Annotated in this window: 14 protein-coding genes; 3 read left to right on the top strand and 11 right to left on the bottom strand. The window is 74.7% G+C overall.

What is annotated here, in order from left to right; translation table 11 throughout:
* Nucleotides 1-10: 10 nt before the first annotated feature.
* Nucleotides 11-1762: an ABC transporter substrate-binding protein gene (locus ACFYUY_RS31830; protein ID WP_360208676.1), complete on the bottom strand. Its 1752-nt coding sequence runs from the start codon at nucleotides 1760-1762 to the stop codon at nucleotides 11-13.
* 214 nt (nucleotides 1763-1976) lie between these two features.
* Between ACFYUY_RS31830 and ACFYUY_RS31825 the strand changes: the two genes are divergently transcribed.
* A complete protein-coding gene (locus ACFYUY_RS31825; protein ID WP_387905819.1) occupies nucleotides 1977-3446 on the top strand; it encodes an aminopeptidase P family protein in 1470 nt (489 codons plus the stop codon).
* A 23-nt stretch (nucleotides 3447-3469) separates the two neighbouring features.
* Here the strand turns inward: ACFYUY_RS31825 and ACFYUY_RS31820 are convergent, their stop codons facing one another.
* The 4 genes from ACFYUY_RS31820 to ACFYUY_RS31805 form a co-directional block, all read right to left on the bottom strand.
* A complete protein-coding gene (locus ACFYUY_RS31820; RefSeq protein ID WP_387905817.1) occupies nucleotides 3470-3874 on the bottom strand; it encodes an XRE family transcriptional regulator in 405 nt (134 codons plus the stop codon).
* A 92-nt stretch (nucleotides 3875-3966) separates the two neighbouring features.
* Nucleotides 3967-5004, bottom strand: coding sequence for a nitronate monooxygenase (locus ACFYUY_RS31815; RefSeq protein ID WP_360208665.1), 1038 nt, complete (start codon nucleotides 5002-5004; stop codon nucleotides 3967-3969).
* Between the two features lie 103 nt (nucleotides 5005-5107).
* Nucleotides 5108-5746 carry a response regulator transcription factor gene (locus ACFYUY_RS31810; RefSeq protein ID WP_360208662.1) on the bottom strand — a complete coding sequence of 213 codons (639 nt, stop codon included), beginning with the start codon at nucleotides 5744-5746 and terminating at the stop codon, nucleotides 5108-5110.
* A complete protein-coding gene (locus ACFYUY_RS31805; RefSeq protein ID WP_387905813.1) occupies nucleotides 5743-6942 on the bottom strand; it encodes a sensor histidine kinase in 1200 nt (399 codons plus the stop codon). The genes ACFYUY_RS31810 and ACFYUY_RS31805 overlap by 4 nt, the downstream gene beginning before the upstream one ends.
* A gap of 165 nt (nucleotides 6943-7107) precedes the next feature.
* Between ACFYUY_RS31805 and ACFYUY_RS31800 the strand changes: the two genes are divergently transcribed.
* Together ACFYUY_RS31800 and ACFYUY_RS31795 are read left to right on the top strand one after the other, a co-directional pair.
* A complete protein-coding gene (locus ACFYUY_RS31800) occupies nucleotides 7108-8184 on the top strand; it encodes an ABC transporter permease (protein WP_387905810.1) in 1077 nt (358 codons plus the stop codon).
* Nucleotides 8181-8861: an ABC transporter ATP-binding protein gene (locus ACFYUY_RS31795; RefSeq protein ID WP_360208653.1), complete on the top strand. Its 681-nt coding sequence runs from the start codon at nucleotides 8181-8183 to the stop codon at nucleotides 8859-8861. Before ACFYUY_RS31800 ends, ACFYUY_RS31795 begins: the two co-directional genes overlap by 4 nt.
* Before the next feature lies 1 nt (nucleotide 8862).
* On the opposite strand, the gene ACFYUY_RS31790 is transcribed toward ACFYUY_RS31795, so the two are convergent.
* From ACFYUY_RS31790 to ACFYUY_RS31765, 6 genes are all read right to left on the bottom strand, one after another.
* Nucleotides 8863-9459 (bottom strand): Uma2 family endonuclease, encoded by a 597-nt coding sequence (locus ACFYUY_RS31790; RefSeq protein WP_387905807.1) that lies wholly within the window; start codon nucleotides 9457-9459, stop codon nucleotides 8863-8865.
* 102 nt (nucleotides 9460-9561) lie between these two features.
* Nucleotides 9562-10272 carry a GntR family transcriptional regulator gene (locus ACFYUY_RS31785; RefSeq protein ID WP_360208648.1) on the bottom strand — a complete coding sequence of 237 codons (711 nt, stop codon included), beginning with the start codon at nucleotides 10270-10272 and terminating at the stop codon, nucleotides 9562-9564.
* Between the two features lie 345 nt (nucleotides 10273-10617).
* A complete protein-coding gene (locus tag ACFYUY_RS31780; protein WP_387905805.1) occupies nucleotides 10618-11568 on the bottom strand; it encodes an ornithine cyclodeaminase family protein in 951 nt (316 codons plus the stop codon).
* On the bottom strand, nucleotides 11565-12593 hold the full coding sequence (locus ACFYUY_RS31775; RefSeq protein WP_360208645.1) for a proline racemase family protein: 1029 nt from the start codon (nucleotides 12591-12593) through the stop codon (nucleotides 11565-11567). The genes ACFYUY_RS31780 and ACFYUY_RS31775 overlap by 4 nt, the downstream gene beginning before the upstream one ends.
* Complete coding sequence (locus tag ACFYUY_RS31770) at nucleotides 12593-13957, bottom strand: aldehyde dehydrogenase family protein (protein WP_387905802.1); 1365 nt, start codon at nucleotides 13955-13957, stop codon at nucleotides 12593-12595. Before ACFYUY_RS31770 ends, ACFYUY_RS31775 begins: the two co-directional genes overlap by 1 nt.
* Before the next feature lie 80 nt (nucleotides 13958-14037).
* On the bottom strand, nucleotides 14038-15042 hold the full coding sequence (locus ACFYUY_RS31765; RefSeq protein ID WP_360208642.1) for a proline racemase family protein: 1005 nt from the start codon (nucleotides 15040-15042) through the stop codon (nucleotides 14038-14040).
* Between the last annotated feature and the right edge of the window lie 168 nt (nucleotides 15043-15210).

Here is a 15210-nt window from a genome sequence, read left to right as displayed (position 1 = left end):
GTGCGGCCCCTCAGCCCTTGCCCTTGGCGGGGTCCTTGAGGCCGACCACGGCGAGGTCGATCATGCCGGCGTAGCCGGAGTTGCCGAACGCGCCGGCCACGTTGGTGCCGACCAGCAGCGGGCGGCGCTGCCACATCAGCGGGACGGCCGGGGCCTTCTTCATCAGGTCCTCGTCCAGCTGCTGCCAGGCCTTGTTGGCCTCGTTGACGTCCGTCATGGCCGCGATCTGGTCCATCCGGTCCATCGTGGCCTGGTCCTTGAACTGGCTGTAGTTGCCCTGGTTGCCCTTCTCCTTGATGGTGCGGCCGTCGAAGAGGAACGGCAGGAAGGTCGCACCGGACGGGTAGTCGGGGCACCAGCCGTTGATGGTCAGCTCGGGGGCGTTCTTGATGTCGCCGATGGTGTCGGCGAAGGCGGACGGGTCCACGGTGTTGACGGTGACCTGGACGCCGACCTTGGCCAGCGACTGCTGGATCGCCTCGGCGCGGGTCTTGTCGCCGAGCGAGACGGTGAGCCCGACCTTGAGGTCGGTCTTGCCCGCCGCCTTCAGCAGGTCCTTGGCCTTCTGCGGGTCACCGGCCGCCGGGATCTTCAGCGGGTCGGCCTTGACCCCGCCGGTCAGCGAGGGCGGCAGGAAGGAGGTCGCCACGTCGGTCACCGCCGGGCCGCCGAAGGCCGTCACCTGGGCCTCGCGGTCGACCGCCCACATCATCGCCTCGCGCACCTTGGGGTCGTCGAAGGGCGCCTTGGCGGTGTTCATGTAGAGCATGTCGGTGCAGCCGGTCTGCTCCGCCGCCATGCGGGACTTGACGTCCGCCTTGGGCAGCACCTTGGCGACCGACTCGTGCTGCATCCAGGGCATGTTGATGGCGTTGGCGTCGGCGCCGTCGCTGGCGATGATCCGGTCGTCGGCCTGGCCGCCCTTGATGCCCTGGGTGACCACGATCCGGTCCGGGTACGCCTTGCGGACGGTGTCGGTGGACTGGTCCCAGTTGGTGTTGCGGACCAGCACCAGCTGCTTGCCGCGGTCGTAGGTCTCGATCTTGTACGGCCCGGAGGAGAACACGTGCGAGTCGTACTGGGTGCCCTTCTCCTGGGACTGCGGCACCGGGGAGAAGGTCGGCAGGGTGACGGTGTCCGAGAACTCGGCGACCGGGCGCTTGAGGTGGAAGACGATGGTCCGGTCGTCCGGCGTCTCGATGCTCGCCAGGTGCTCGCCGCTCAGCGGGCCCTTGTAGTTCTCGCCGCCGGCCAGGTACTGGGCCGCGTAGTCGGGGCCGCCGGTGAGGTCCGGGGAGAAGGACCGCTCGACGTTGTACTTGATGTCGGCGGACTTGATCGGGCTGCCGTCCTCGTACTTGAGGCCGTCCTTCAGGGTGAACGTCCACACCTTGCCGCCCTCGGAGGACTTGCCCAGGTCGGTGGCGAGGTCCGGGACGATCTCGCTGCCGGCCGCGCCCGGCTCGGACTTGAAGGTGGTCAGCGTGCGGTAGAGCAGCCGGGTGCCGAAGTCCATGTGCGGCACCACCCAGTTGCGGGCCGGGTCGAGGTGGGCGAAGTCCTGGTTGGTGAGGACGGTGAGGGTGCCGCCCTTGACCGGCGTGCCGCCGATGACCGAGCCGGACTCCGCGCCCGGGCCCTTGCTGCTGGAGGGCGCGGCGTCGCCGCCGGTGTCGCTCTTGTCGTTCTTGCAGGCCCCGAGGCCGAGGGTGAGGGTGGCCGCGAGTGCCGCCGCGAGGGCGGCGTGGGTGCGCCTGGTCATGTGCAACTCCGCTGTGGGGGGCCTGCCGTGAAGCCCGTGGTCCACCCCGGCAGTGGTCCGGGGCCCGACCGGGAGGGCGGCCGTCAAGGCCTGGCCGCTCCGCGGTGTGACCCGTAACATAGTAATGTGAAATTGCACTGCACAAGAGGTGACGCCGCTCGTTACCGAGCTGTGTCCGTGCCGCACCTCCCCAGCCCCGCATAGGAGTTCACCGGTGACCACGCCCCAGACCGGCCTCCACACCGGAAGCCACGACCTCCCCGTCTCCCCCGCCCTCGACGCCTTCATGGCCACCCGGTGGGCCCCCACCCCCCTCCCCGCCGACCGGCGCGCCCCCGGCCACGACCGCCTGCCGGGCCGTCACGCCCGGCTCTCCGCCGCCTTCCCCGGCGAACGCCTGGTCGTCCCCGCCGGCCGCCTCAAGGTCCGCTGCAACGACCTCGACCACCGCTTCCGGCCGCACAGCGCCTACGCCTGGCTCACCTGCCTCACCGGCGAGGACCAGGCCGACCACGTGCTCGTCCTCGAACCGACCGGCCCCGCGGGCCACGAACCCGTCCTCTACCTGCGCCCCCGCTCCCCCCGCAGCGGCGGCCACGCCGCCGGCTCCGAGTTCTACCGCGACCGCCGCTACGGCGAGTTCTGGGTCGGCCGCCGCCCCGACCTCGCCGAGGCCGCCGCCCTCACCGGGCTGCGCACCGAACACCTCGACGACCTCGGCAAACTCCTCACCGGCCCCCAGCCGCCCACCCGCGTCCTGGCCGGCACCGACCCGCTCGTCGACGAGGCCACCGGACGGCCCGGCCCGCACGCCCGCGCCGACGGCGAACTCGCCGCCGTCCTCTCCGAACTGCGCCTGGTCAAGGACACCTGGGAGGTCGACCAGCTGCAACTCGCCGTCGACCACACCGTCACCGGCTTCCAGGACGTCGTCCGCGCCCTGCCCACCGCCCTGCACCACCCCCGCGGCGAACGCTGGATCGAAGGCGTCTTCGACCTGCGCGCCCGCGCCGAGGGCAACGGCACCAGCTACACCACCATCGCCGCCTCCGGCGCCCACGCCTGCGTCCTGCACTGGATCCGCAACGACGGCGCCCTCGACCCGGACTCCCTGCTCCTGCTCGACGCCGGCGTCGAGACCGACACCCTCTACGCCGCCGACATCACCCGCACCCTCCCGCTCAGCGGCACCTTCAACCCCGTCCAGCGCCAGGCCTACGACCTCGTCCTAGCCGCCCAGAGCGCCGGCATCGCCGCACTGCGCCCCGGCGCCCGCTTCCGCGACTTCCACCGCGCCGCCATGCGCGTCATCGCCGAAGGCCTCGCCGACTGGGGCGTCCTGCGCATCCCCGCCGAACAGGCCCTCGAGGACGACAACGGCCTCCACCGCCGCTACACCCTCTGCGGCAGCGGCCACATGCTCGGCCTCGACTACCACGACTGCGCCAGGGCCCGCGCCGACCGCTACCTCGACGGCGTCCTCGAACCCGGCATGGTCCTCACCGTCGAACCCGGCCTCTACCTCCAGCCCGACGACGAGACCCTCCCCGTCGAGCTCCGCGGCCTCGGCATCCGCATCGAGGACGACCTCGTCATCACCCCGGACGGCGCCCGCCTGATGTCCCACGCCCTCCCCAGGACCGCCCCGGCCATCGAGTCCTGGATGTCCGACCTCCTGCGCTGACCACCCCGACGGGGGAGCGACGCTCAGGCCACCTTGACCGTCCGCTCCCCCTGCCGGACGGTGACCTCCACCTCGCCGCCGATCGCGGCGGCGTAGGCCCGCAGGTTGTCCAGGCTGTCCACCTGCCCGTGCTCGATCTGCGAGACGCGCGCCTGGCTCACGCCCATCAGCCCGGCCACCTCCTTCTGCGTCAGGCCGTTACCCCGCCGCAGCTCAGCCAGCTCGTACCCACGGATCTGGGCCAGCGTCTCCTGTCGGACCCGCGCCCGATCCGCCTCCGCCTCCGGCGTCGCCAGTTCGGGGAACCGTTCCAGAACCTCGGCCCGTACCTCGGTCCAACTGCGCCCCTTCATGCACGCACTCCCTTTCAGGTCAAACACCTCAAGGATGTTGCATACGGTTTTCGGATCGTCCTCGCAGATCTGCAAGTACCATTCCTCAACCGGTGCCAGACGCGCTTTCCCGCCCGATCCACCCCCGCGGGGGACGACACGCCCGGGCCTCGCACGCGCCGGGCGCACTACCCCCGCGCGGAGTGCCAGAGGCGGGCGACGATGTCCGCCGCCGGGCCCGGGCGGGTGAGGCGGTGGGCGGTGCCGGCCCAGAGGTGCATGGCGGTGGTGTCGGCGTCGCTGGTGGCGGCCGCGCGCAGCGGGCGGGTGAGGTGGTGCACCTCGGGGTAGGCGGGCGGGGCGTACCGGCCGTAGCGGTCGATGAAGTCGTTGCGCAGGCCACGGGCCGGCCGGCCGGTGAAGGCGCGGGTGACGACCGTCTCCGGCATCGCGGTGAGCGCCGACCGGTGCGCGGCCGGGGCACCGGACTCGTCGGCGCGGAGCAGGGCCGTCCCCAGCTGCACCGCGACCGCGCCGGCCCGCAGCGCCGCCGCCACCGCCGGGCCGTCGCCGAGCCCGCCGGCCGCGATCAGCGGCAGCGCCGTCACCGCCCGCACCGCGGGCAGCAGGTCGAGCAGCGGCGCCCCGTCCGGTTCGTCCGCCACCCGGTGGGTGCCGCGGTGCCCGCCGGCCTCCGGGCCCTGCACGCACAGCGCGTCCATCCCGACCGCCTCGGCCGCCCGCGCCTCCGCGGGCGTGGTGACGGTGCCGACCTGGAGCGACCCGGCCGCGCGGACCGCCGCCGCCTCGGCCGCCGTCGGCAGCCCGAACGTGTACGAGACGACCGGCACCGGATCGGCCAGCAGCACGGACAGTTTGGCGTCCCAGTCGTCCCGGTCGGGCCCGATCTCCTCGGGGAGCGTCACGCCCCGGCGCCGGGCCTCGGGCCGCAGCCGCTCCCGGTAGGCGGCGACGGCGACCCGGTCCCCGGGGGCGGCCGGGACGAACAGGTTCATCCCGAACGGCCGCCCGCTCAACGCCCTCACCTGCGCGATCTGTTCGGCCATCCCGGCGGCGTCGCGGTACCCGGCGGCGAGGAAGCCGAGACCGCCGGCCCGGTTCACCGCGGCCACCAGCTGCGGCGTGGACGCCCCGCCCGCCATCGGCGCGCCGATCACCGGCACGGCGAGTTCGTCGAGACGCACGGTCGTCGGGGGTTCGGCCATCCGGGGCTCCTCCACACTCCTGCGGGTACGGACCGGCCCCAGCCTATGCCGCTCCCCCGGACCCGACGGACCCGACGGACCGCACGGACCCGACGGACCCGATCTAGCGGATCAGCCCGCGACCGCGCGCCTCCCGCACCGCCGCCGTCCGCGAGTCCACCCCCAACTTGGTGTAGATGTGCACCAGATGGGACTTCACGGTGGCCTGGCTCAGGTGCAGCCGCTGGCTGACCTGCTGGTTGGTCAGCCCGTCCGCGACCAGCCCCAGCACCTCGGTCTCCCGCGCGCTGAGCGCCGCCGCCGGCGTCCGCATCCGTTCGAGCAGCCGGTCGGCGACGCTGGGCGCCAGCGCCGAACGGCCGGCGGCGGCCGCCCGGACGGCCTGGGCGAGCTCCTCCGGCGGCGCGTCCTTGAGCAGGTAGCCGGTGGCGCCGGCCTCCAGCGCGGGCAGGGTGTCGGCGTCGCTGTCGTAGGTGGTGACGACGAGGACGCGGGGCGCACCCGCCCGGGCGGTGATCGCGGCGGTGGCCTGGGCGCCGTTCATGGCGGAGCCCGGCCCGAACTGGAGGTCCATCAGCACCACGTCGACCGTCCCCTGCGCCGCCAGTTCGACGGCCCGTTCGGCGGTCGCGGCCTCGGCGACGATCTCGAAGTCCGGTTCGCCCTCCAGCACGGCCCGCAGTCCGGCCCGCACCACCGGGTGGTCGTCCGCCAGCAGCAGTCTGATCGCGGCCCCGCTCATGCCCCGCCCTCCGTCACCGGCAGCTGGACGGCCAGGGCGGTGCCCTCGCCGGGTGCCGACTCCACCGTGAAGGTGCCGCCGAGGGCCCTGGCCCTCGCCCGCATCGACGGCAGGCCGAACCCGCCGTCGCCGCCGGTGCGGCCGGCGACCGCCGCCGGGTCGAACCCGGCCCCGTCGTCGAACACGTCGAGCGCCACCTCGTCCTCCATGTAGCTGAGCGTCACCTCGGCGTGCGAGGCCCCGGCGTGCCGGACGGTGTTGCCGAGTGCGGACTGCGCGATCCGCAGCAGGGCGACCTCCTGCGGCACCGGCAGCCGGACCGGGTCGCCGGACACGTGCAGTTTCACCGGGAGGCCGCTGTGCGCCGACGTGGTGGCGCAGAGCCGTTCCAGGGCGACCGGCAGCGGGTCGCCGTCGAGGGCGGGCGGGGTGAGCGCGCGGACGAAGCGCCGGGCCTCGTCGAGGTTGTCCTGGGCGGCCTGCCGGGCCTGTTCGACGTACCCGGCGGCCGCGTCGGTGCGGTCGGGCAGGGCGCGCTGGGCGGCCCGCAGCAGCAGCTGGATCGAGCTGAGGCTCTGGGCGAGGGTGTCGTGGATCTCCCGGGCGAGGCGCTCGCGTTCGGCGAGCACGCCGGCGGTGTGGTGGGCGGCGGCGAGGTCGGCCCGGGCGGCGGTGAGTTCGTCGATGAGCCGGCGGCGTTCCTCGCTCTCCCGGTACAGCGCCTGGTAGCCGAGCACGGTGGCGGTGGCGACGGCCGCACCGAGCGCGGGTCCGATGGCGGCGGCCACGTTGAAGGCGTGCTGGTGCCAGGACCACGCGGCGATGGCGGTGGCGGCGGTCAGACCGACGGCGGCGAGCCCGGCGCGGCGCCCGAGCAGGTGCAGTTCGAGGAAGTACAGCGGGAAGGCCAGCCAGACCCCGTCCTGGGTGGCGAGGAGCACGCCCGCCCAGGTGACGCCGAGCAGGGCGAGCCAGAGCGCGGCGGCCCGTCGGGAGCGGTGCACGGCCGCGGTCCTGGGGCCGACGGCGTAGACGGCGCCCATCGCGGCGGCGGAGGCGGCGACCGCCGCCGGGTCGCCGTCCCGGCCGGTCAGGGCGCGGGCGACGGCGAGGGCGAGCAGGCCCGCCACGAGCAGGTGCAGGCAGACCTGGAGGACGCGGGCGACGGGGGTGGTGCGGGAACGTTCGGTCGCCATCAGTCCAGCCTAGGTTCCGCGGCCGGGCCCGGCATCAATCAAAAGGTTGAACTCCGCTTCTGCCCTTCGATGCGGAGGATGCAATCCGGGGTGCGATGCCGGCGGCCGCCGTCCTCCGGGACGGTGGGAACGTCACAGAAGCAGCCGTGGACAGGAAGGACCGCCGTGTTCGTCGCCTGGAGGGATCTGGGGTTCGCCAAAGGGCGGTTCGCCCTGATGGGGACCGTCATCGTACTGATCACCGTGCTGGTCGGCCTGCTGTCCGGGCTGACGGCCGGGCTGGGCCGGCAGAACATCTCCGCGATCACCGGCCTGCCCGCGGACCACCTGGTCTTCTCCAGGCCCGCCGACGGGCAGCAGCTGTCCTTCACGGACTCCCAGGTGACACCCGAGCAGTGGCAGGCCTGGGGACGTGAGCCCGGGGTCACCTCCGCCCAGCCGCTGGGCATCACCACGACCAAGGCGGCCGCGGGCACCCGCACCGCCGCGCTGTCCGCCTTCGGCGTCCCGGACGGCTCCGGACTGGCCCCGCAGGGCGCCGCGGTGGCCCCCGGCCGGGCGGTGCTCTCCCGCGAGGCCGCCGAGGGCCTGGGCGGCCTCGCCCCGGGCGCCGACCTCACCGTGGCCGGCCACCACCTGCGGGTGGCGGCCGTGGACGGCGACGCCGCGTTCAGCCACACCCCGGTGATCTGGACCAGCCTCTCGGACTGGCAGCAGTTCGCCCCCGGCGGTGCCGGCCACGCCACGGTCGTCGCGCTCGGCACGGCGAAGGGGGCCGACCTCGGCGGCGCCGACGCCCGCCTCGGCACCGAGACCCGCAGCCGGGACGACGCCCTGGCCGCGATCGGCTCCTACACCTCCGAGAACGGCTCGCTGCAACTGATGCGCGGCTTCCTGTTCGCCATCTCGGCGCTGGTGATCGGCGCGTTCTTCACCGTGTGGACGATCCAGCGCAGCGGCGACGTCGCGGTGCTGAAGGCGCTCGGCGCCTCGACCCGCTACCTGCTGCGGGACGCGCTCGGCCAGGCCGTCCTGCTGCTGGTGCTCGGCACCGCGGTCGGCACCGCCCTCGCGGCGGGCCTGGGCGCGGCGGTCGGCTCCGCGGTGCCCTTCGTCCTGGACGCCCCGACCGTCCTCGTCCCGGCCGTGGTCATGATCGCGCTCGGCGCGGTCGGCGCGGCCCTGTCCATCCGCCGGATCACCTCCGTCGACCCGCTGACCGCTCTGGGGAGCGCCCGATGAGTCTCCTGCTCGACCACGTCACCCTGACCTACCCGGACGGCGACGGCCGGCTCACCGCGCTGGACGACGTCTCGCTGACCGTCCCGAAGGGGTCGATCACGGCGGTGGTCGGACCGTCCGGCTCCGGCAAGTCCAGCCTGCTGGCGGTCGCCGCCACCCTGATCGCCCCGGACTCCGGCCGGGTGGTGGTGGACGGCACCGACACCGCCGGGCTCGGCCGGGCCGAACTGACGGCCCTGCGGCGCACCCGGATCGGCATCGTGTTCCAGCAGGCCAATCTGCTGCCCTCGCTCACCGCCGTCGAGCAGCTCCAGGTGATGGCCCACCTGGACGGCGGCTCCCCGCGCGCCGCGCTGCCGCGGGCGCTGGAGCTGCTGGCCGCCGTCGGCCTGCGCGACCAGGCCGCCCGCCGCCCGCACCAGTTGTCCGGCGGCCAGCGCCAGCGCGTCAACATCGCCCGGGCGCTGATGAACGACCCCACGGTGCTCCTAGTGGACGAGCCGACGAGCGCGCTCGACCACGAACGCGGCGCCGCCGTCCTGGACCTGATCACCGACCTGACCCACCGCCGCGCGACGGCCACCGTGCTGGTCACCCACGACCGCACCCACCTGACGGCCGTCGACCAGGTCGCCGAGGTCCACGACGGCCGTCTCACCGTCCCGGCCCCGGCCTGAGCTACGCCTTCGCCGCCAGCACCTCGTCCACCACCAGCGTCACCGACGCCCCGATCGACTCCGGCAGGGTGAACGACTGCCCCGGGTGGTGGACGGCGTGCAGCCGGTACTCACCGTCCTGCGGGTCGGTGAGCACCGTGACGCGCCGGTTCGTCCGGTCCACGATGACGTAGACGGGCACTCCCGCGGTGGCGTAGGCGAAGGGCTTCTTCGTGAGGTCGTCGCCGAAGTTCGAGGAAGCGACTTCGAGGACGAGACGGAAGACCGCCGGGTCGTAGCAGTCGTACTCGATCAGGTGGTCGTCGATGTCGGCGTCGACGACCGACAGATCGGGCACGGCGTAGTCCGATGGCCCCTCCGGCAGCCAGATGCCGACGTTCTGCAGGACGTCGACCTCCACACCGTCGAGACCGGCCCCGAACAGCGTCCGCATGAGCCGGCTCAGCGACTTTCCGTGTGCGGCGTTCGGCGGCGGCGTCACGGTGATCTCGCTCCCGATGATCTCGACCCGGTAGCCGACGAACTGGTCCGAGATCAGATCCGCGACCTCGAGCAGCGTCGGCCGCTCGACGGGTTCTTCCACGGCTGCGGCGGGCATGGATTTCCTCCTGACTGCCGATGTCGGGAAACATCGTCGTAGAGCCGGAGCGCCGATCGCCGGCCGAGCCGACGCCTTCACCCGAACGGGTGGGTCTCCGCCCTAGCGGGCCCGCAGGCGCAGGGCCGGGCGCTCCTCCTCGGCCGGCTCGCCCTGCCCGGCCCAGAGGGAGCGGACGTGGCTGAGGTGGCGCGTCATGCAGGCCTCGGCGGCCTCGGCGTCGCCGGCGATCATCAGGTCCAGCAGCTCCAGGTGCTCCTCGGCCGAGGAGGTCAGCTCGCCGCGCTCGTCGAGCCGGTTGAGCCCGTAGAGCCGGGAGCGCTTGCGCAGGTCGCCGACCACGTCGACGAGGCGGGCGTTGCCGGCCAGCCCGAGCAGGTCCAGGTGGAACTGGCGGTCGGCCTCCAGGTAGCCGATCAGGTCGTGCTTGCGCGCCGCCGCGACGATCGCCTCGGCCTGCGGGCGCAGCCGCTCCAGCTGTTCCCTGGTGGCCGTGCGGGTGACCCGGCCGACGGTCGGGACCTCGATCAGGGCGCGGATCTCGGTGTAGTCGTCGAGGTCGCGCTCCGTGAGCTCGGTGACCCGGAAGCCCTTGTTGCGGACGGCCTCGACCAGGCCCTCGCGGGCGAGGTCCAGCATGGCCTCGCGGACGGGGGTGGCGGAGACGCCGAAGTCGGCGGCGAGGGCGGGCGCGGAGTAGACGACGCCGGGGCGCAGTTCGCCGGAGATCAGGGCCGCCCGGAGCGCGTGGGCGACCTGGTCGCGGAGCCGCTCCTGCACGGAGATCAGAGTGCGGGATTTGAGGTCGGCCATGGTGTTCCTCCGGGTGGGTGCAGAACACCAGCGTACAATGTCACGTTACGTTGAGTGTGCAACAGTCCGTGATTCGGACGATCTGTCAGCGGCTGTCAACCTGCGCTAACACCGGCCGGAGCCCCGCGCGGCAGCGGCCGCGGACCGAAGCCCATCGTGGCAGCGGCCGCCGACCCTGACAACGGCCGGCGACCCGCGATCTGCGCCACACCACCCGCGGCGCACCGCCCACGGGCGCCGGGGGCCGGCCCGGCAGGGGATCCCTTCCCGCCGCACCGGCCCCCGGCTCCATGCCCCGGCCGCCGCCCGACACGGCAGGCCGGGGAGCCGCCACCGCACCGGCGGCTACCGGTGACCGCCACCACAGCGGTACACCTCCGCCGCGACGGCCAGGTCCTCCCAGGCCATCCCGACGCTCTTGAAGAAGCGCGGCCGGTCCGCCGACGGCACCTCACCGCGCACCAGTTCGGCCAGGTTCCGCACCCCGTCGAACGCGACGCCGGCCAGCAGCAGGTCGCCGGCCTCCCGGGCCGCCACCGCCCGCGCCTCCACGTACAGTCCGGCCCGCCGGACCAGCACCTCGTCCACCTCCCGCGCCTGCGGCTCGTGCGAGCCGACGGCCGCGACGGCGGCGTGCGCGGGCACCAGGGCGCCGTCGAACAGCGGGGTGCGCGCGGTGGTGCAGCAGACCACCAGGTCCGCCCCGGCGACGGCCTCCGGGCCACCGACCGCGGCCGACAGCCCGAGGTCCCGCCCGTACGCGGCCAGCGCGGCCGCCCGTTCGGCGTTGCGCGCCACGACGGTGAGCCGGGTCAGCGGACGGACGGCGAGCAGCGCGTCCAGGTGCCCGTACGCCTGCGGCCCGGAGCCGAAGAGCACCAGGTGGGAGGCGTCCGGTGCGGCCAGCCGGCGCAGGGCGACGGCGGTGACGGCGGGGGTGCGCAGCGCGGTGAGCGCGGCGCCGTCCAGCAGCGCGAGCGGCTGCAGGGTGGGCCCGTCGAGCAGCAGGTAGCTGCCGGTGATCCGGGGCAGCCCCCGGCCGGGGTTGGCCGGCGCGACCCCGGCGATCTTGACCCCGGCGTACGGCCCGGCCGCGGCGGGCATCATCAGCAGCTCGCCCGCCGGGACGGGGACGGCCGAGCGGGCCGGGGCCGCCTCCGGGTCGAACCCGTCGAGCAGCACCCGTTCGAGGGCCGCCACGGCCCCGGCGGGGGTGAGGCCGCCGACGCCCGGCACGGCGTACCGGAGCGGCTCGGCCGCCGTGCCGGGCAGCGTGTCGCGGTCGTCCGCGGTCACAGCAGGAACCCCGTGCCCAGGTCGTCGCCGGGCTCCAGGACGAAGCCGTGCTCGCCGGTGCGGTGCGCGGTGCCGGTGACCTCGGTGACGACGCCGTCGCCGAACGGGTCGCCGCCGGGCAGGTGGCGGCCGGTGAAGACGGTCCCGATGACGGACTCGTGCCGCAGCTGTTCCCCCGGCGCGAGCCGCCCCTCGGCGGCGAGCACCGCGAGCCGGGCGGAGGTGCCGGAGCCGCAGGGCGAGCGGTCGATCTGCCCGTCGGCGAAGACCGTGACGTTGCGCTGGCTCAGCACCCCGTCCGCGGAGGGGAGTTCGTCGTGGAGGATGACGCCGTAGACGCCGGACAGGCGCGGGTCGGTCGGGTGCGCCACCGCCTCCGAACCGGCCAGCAGGTCCCTGATCTCCCGGCCGGCGGCGGTGAGTTCGGGCAGCTGCCCGGGCTCCACCGACAGCCCGAGGGCGGCGGCCGGGACGGAGGCGTAGCAGGCCCCCGAGTGCGCCACCGCGACCTCGACGGTGCCCCGCGAGGTGGCCAGCGGCAGCTTCAGCGCGCTGACCCGGGTGGGGACGTTGCGGAAGGTCACCCCGGTGGTCCGCCCGGCGGCCCGGTGCACCAGCGCGGTGACCCGCCCGGACGGCACGTCGATGCGCACCCGCGCCACGCCGTCGGCGGGGGCGGGGACAAGCCCGGAGTCGACCGCCCAGGCGCCGAGGGCGATGGTGCCGTGCCCGCAGGCCGTCGAGTAACCGTCCTTGTGCCAGAACAGCACCCCGAGGTGCGCCTCGTCGTCGTCCGGCGGCACCAGGAAGCCGCCGTACATGCCGGGGTGGCCGCGCGGCTCCCGGCTGAGCAGCTGCCGGACGTCGTCGAGGGCGCTCGGCCGGGGGGCGGTGGCGCTGCCGCCCGCGCCGAGCGCGATGGCGCGGCGCTCGGCGACGCCGTCCCCCGGGATCACCGGGGCGCCGTCCAGCACGATCCGGAACGGCTCGCCGGCCGCGTGGTAGTCGACGGTGCGGACGAACATCACGCGCCCCCGCCCGGAAGCACGCTGACGGTGCGGCTGACGGTGTAGAAGTCGAGCGCGGCCTGGCCCTGTTCGCGGTCGCCGTGGCTCGCGCCCTTGGCGCCGCCGAACGGCAGGTGGAAGTCGACCCCGCTGGAGGGCGCGTTGACCCGGATCATGCCCGCGTCCAGCCGGTCGGCCGCGGCCAGCGCGACGTCCAGGCTGCCGGTGTGCACCGAGGTGGAGAGGCTGTGCGGGGTGTCGTTGGCGAGCGCGATCGCCTCGTCGAGGTCGGCCGCGGCGTGCAGCAGCGCGATCGGGCCGAAGAACTCCTCGCGCGCCAGCGGGTGTTCGGCCGGCACGTCGGTCAGCAGGGCGGGCTCGACGTACCAGCCGTCCCGCTCGGGCGCCCGGCCGCCGGTGAGCAGGGTGGCCCCGGCGGCGGTCGCGGTGGCGACGGCGCCGGTGAGGCGGTCCCGGGCGGCGGCGTTGATGACCGGCCCGCAGACGCTGTCGTCGACCAGCTCCAGCGCCTTGACCAGGGCGTCGCGCAGCGGCTCGTAGGCGGCGCCGACGGCGATCACCCGGCTGGTGGCGGTGCACTTCTGCCCCGCGTAGCCGGCGACGGCCGCGGCGATGTGGTTCGCGGCCAGGGCGATGTCGGCGTCCGGCAGCACCAGCGCGGCGTTCAGCCCGCCGAGTTCGGCCTGCACCGGCACGCCGCGTTCGGTGGCGGCCCGCACCACGGCCCGGCCGACTCCGGTCGAGCCGGTGAAGGAGACCACGTCCGCCGCGTCGACCAGGGCCGCGCCCTCCTCGGCGCCGCCCGGCAGCACGGTGAACACGTCCGCGGGGAGCCCGGCCGCCGCGACCAGCTCGGCCAGCCGCAGCGCGCAGGCGGTCGCCTCGGGGGCCGGCTTGAGCACCGCGGTGTTGCCGACGGCGAGTGCCGGTGCGGCCTTCCAGGTGGGGATCGCCAGCGGGAAGTTCCACGGCGCGATCAGTCCGGCCACGCCGTACGGGCGGCGCCGGGTGAGCAGCAGCCCGGGCCCGGCGGCGGTCTCGTGGACCGCCCCGGACGGCGTGAACGGCGCCTGCGCGTAGTAGCGCCAGATCGCCGCGGTGCGGGCGACCTCGCCGCGCGCCTCGGCGAGCGGCTTGCCGACCTCGCGCACGATCAGTGCGGCCAGCTCGTCCGCGTGCGCCTCGACCGCGTCGGCGATCCGGCCCAGCGCCGCCGATCGCGCGCCGGCGCCGGCCGCGAGCCAGCCGGGCTGCGCGGCCCCGGCCCGCCCGACGGCGTCCCGGACGGCCTGGGCCCCGGGCTCCTCGACGGCGACGACGAGGTCCGCCGGATCGGCGGGGTTGTACGAGGTGATGGTCACGACTGGCAGCCCTTCGGAGGTGGTTCGGCCGGCGCCGGGGCCGCCGCGTCGAGGGCGGCGGCGGGCAGCGGCGGGCGGGGTCAGAGCAGGAAGCCCGCGGGGAACGGGTCGCTCGGGTCGAGGAAGTACTGGGCGGTGCCGGTGACCCAGGCCCGCCCGGTGACGGTGGGCACCACGGCGGGCCGCCCGGCCACCTCGGTCTCCTCGACCAGGCGCCCGACGAAGGTCGTCCCGATGAAGGAGTCGTTGCGGAAGTCGCGCCCCAGCGGAAGTTCCCCGCGCGCGTGCAGCTGCGCCATCCGCGCCGAGGTGCCGGTGCCGCAGGGCGAGCGGTCGAACCAGCCGGGGTGGATGGCCATCGCGTGCCGGGAGTGCTCGGCGGTGGAGCCGGGGGCGAGCAGCTGGACGTGGTGGCAGCTGTGGATGGAGGGGTCCTCCGGGTGCTGCGGCCGGTCGGGGCTCGCGTTGATGGCGTCCATCAGGGCCAGCCCGGCGTCCAGGATGTCCTGCTTGCGCTCGCGCTCGAACGGCAACCCGAACTCGGCGAGCGGCAGGATGGCGTAGAAGTTGCCGCCGTACGCGAGGTCGTAGCCGACGGTGCCGTACCCGGGGACGTCGATCTTGCGGTCCAGGGCGACCGAGTAGGACGGCACGTTGCGGATCGTCACCGCCTTGGCGGCGCCGTCCTCGACGTGCACCTCGGCGATCACCAGTCCGGCGGGCGTGTCCAGCCGCACGGTGGTGACCGGTTCGACGACGGGCACCATGCCGGTCTCGACGAGCACGGTGGCGACGCCGATGGTGCCGTGCCCGCACATCGGCAGCAGCCCGGAGACCTCGATGTAGAGCACCCCGAAGTCGGCGTCCGGCCGGGTCGGCGGCTGCAGGATCGCGCCGCTCATCGCGGCGTGGCCGCGGGGCTCGTACATCAGCAGGGTGCGGAAGTGGTCCAGGTGCTGCTGGAAGTGCACCCGGCGCTCGGCCATGGTGGCGCCGGGGATGACGCCGAAGCCCCCGGTGACGACCCGGGTCGGCATGCCCTCGGTGTGCGAGTCGACGGCGTGGAACACGTGACGGCTGCGCATGGCTTACGACTCCCGTCGGGGTGGGACGTACGGACGGCGCGGACGGCACGACCGTACGGCTTGGTGGGTGGGGGGGGGTCGGGGGGGGGGGCCCCCCCCCCCGCCGGCGGGGGCCGGGGGGGGGCCCGGGGGCCCCGCGCCCGCCCCGCCCAGTTGGCCCGCCGGCGG

This window comes from Kitasatospora sp. NPDC004745 (assembly GCF_042873275.1).
GTDB lineage: Bacteria > Actinomycetota > Actinomycetes > Streptomycetales > Streptomycetaceae > Kitasatospora.
Note: the sequence above shows the minus strand (reverse complement) of the source record. Positions and strands in the feature narration are given on the sequence as shown.

Excerpts from the sequence above, each read along its gene's own strand:
- ACFYUY_RS31830 (WP_360208676.1), bottom strand. The coding sequence starts at position 1,762 with ATGACCAGGCGCACCCACGCCGCCCTCGCGGCGGCACTCGCGGCCACC.
- ACFYUY_RS31815 (WP_360208665.1), bottom strand. The coding sequence starts at position 5,004 with ATGGCCGAACCCCCGACGACCGTGCGTCTCGACGAACTCGCCGTGCCG.
- ACFYUY_RS31810 (WP_360208662.1), bottom strand. The coding sequence starts at position 5,746 with ATGAGCGGGGCCGCGATCAGACTGCTGCTGGCGGACGACCACCCGGTG.
- ACFYUY_RS31805 (WP_387905813.1), bottom strand. The coding sequence starts at position 6,942 with ATGGCGACCGAACGTTCCCGCACCACCCCCGTCGCCCGCGTCCTCCAG.
- ACFYUY_RS31795 (WP_360208653.1), top strand. The coding sequence starts at position 8,181 with ATGAGTCTCCTGCTCGACCACGTCACCCTGACCTACCCGGACGGCGAC.
- ACFYUY_RS31790 (WP_387905807.1), bottom strand. The coding sequence starts at position 9,459 with ATGCCCGCCGCAGCCGTGGAAGAACCCGTCGAGCGGCCGACGCTGCTC.
- ACFYUY_RS31785 (WP_360208648.1), bottom strand. The coding sequence starts at position 10,272 with ATGGCCGACCTCAAATCCCGCACTCTGATCTCCGTGCAGGAGCGGCTC.
- ACFYUY_RS31775 (WP_360208645.1), bottom strand. The coding sequence starts at position 12,593 with ATGTTCGTCCGCACCGTCGACTACCACGCGGCCGGCGAGCCGTTCCGG.
- ACFYUY_RS31765 (WP_360208642.1), bottom strand. The coding sequence starts at position 15,042 with ATGCGCAGCCGTCACGTGTTCCACGCCGTCGACTCGCACACCGAGGGC.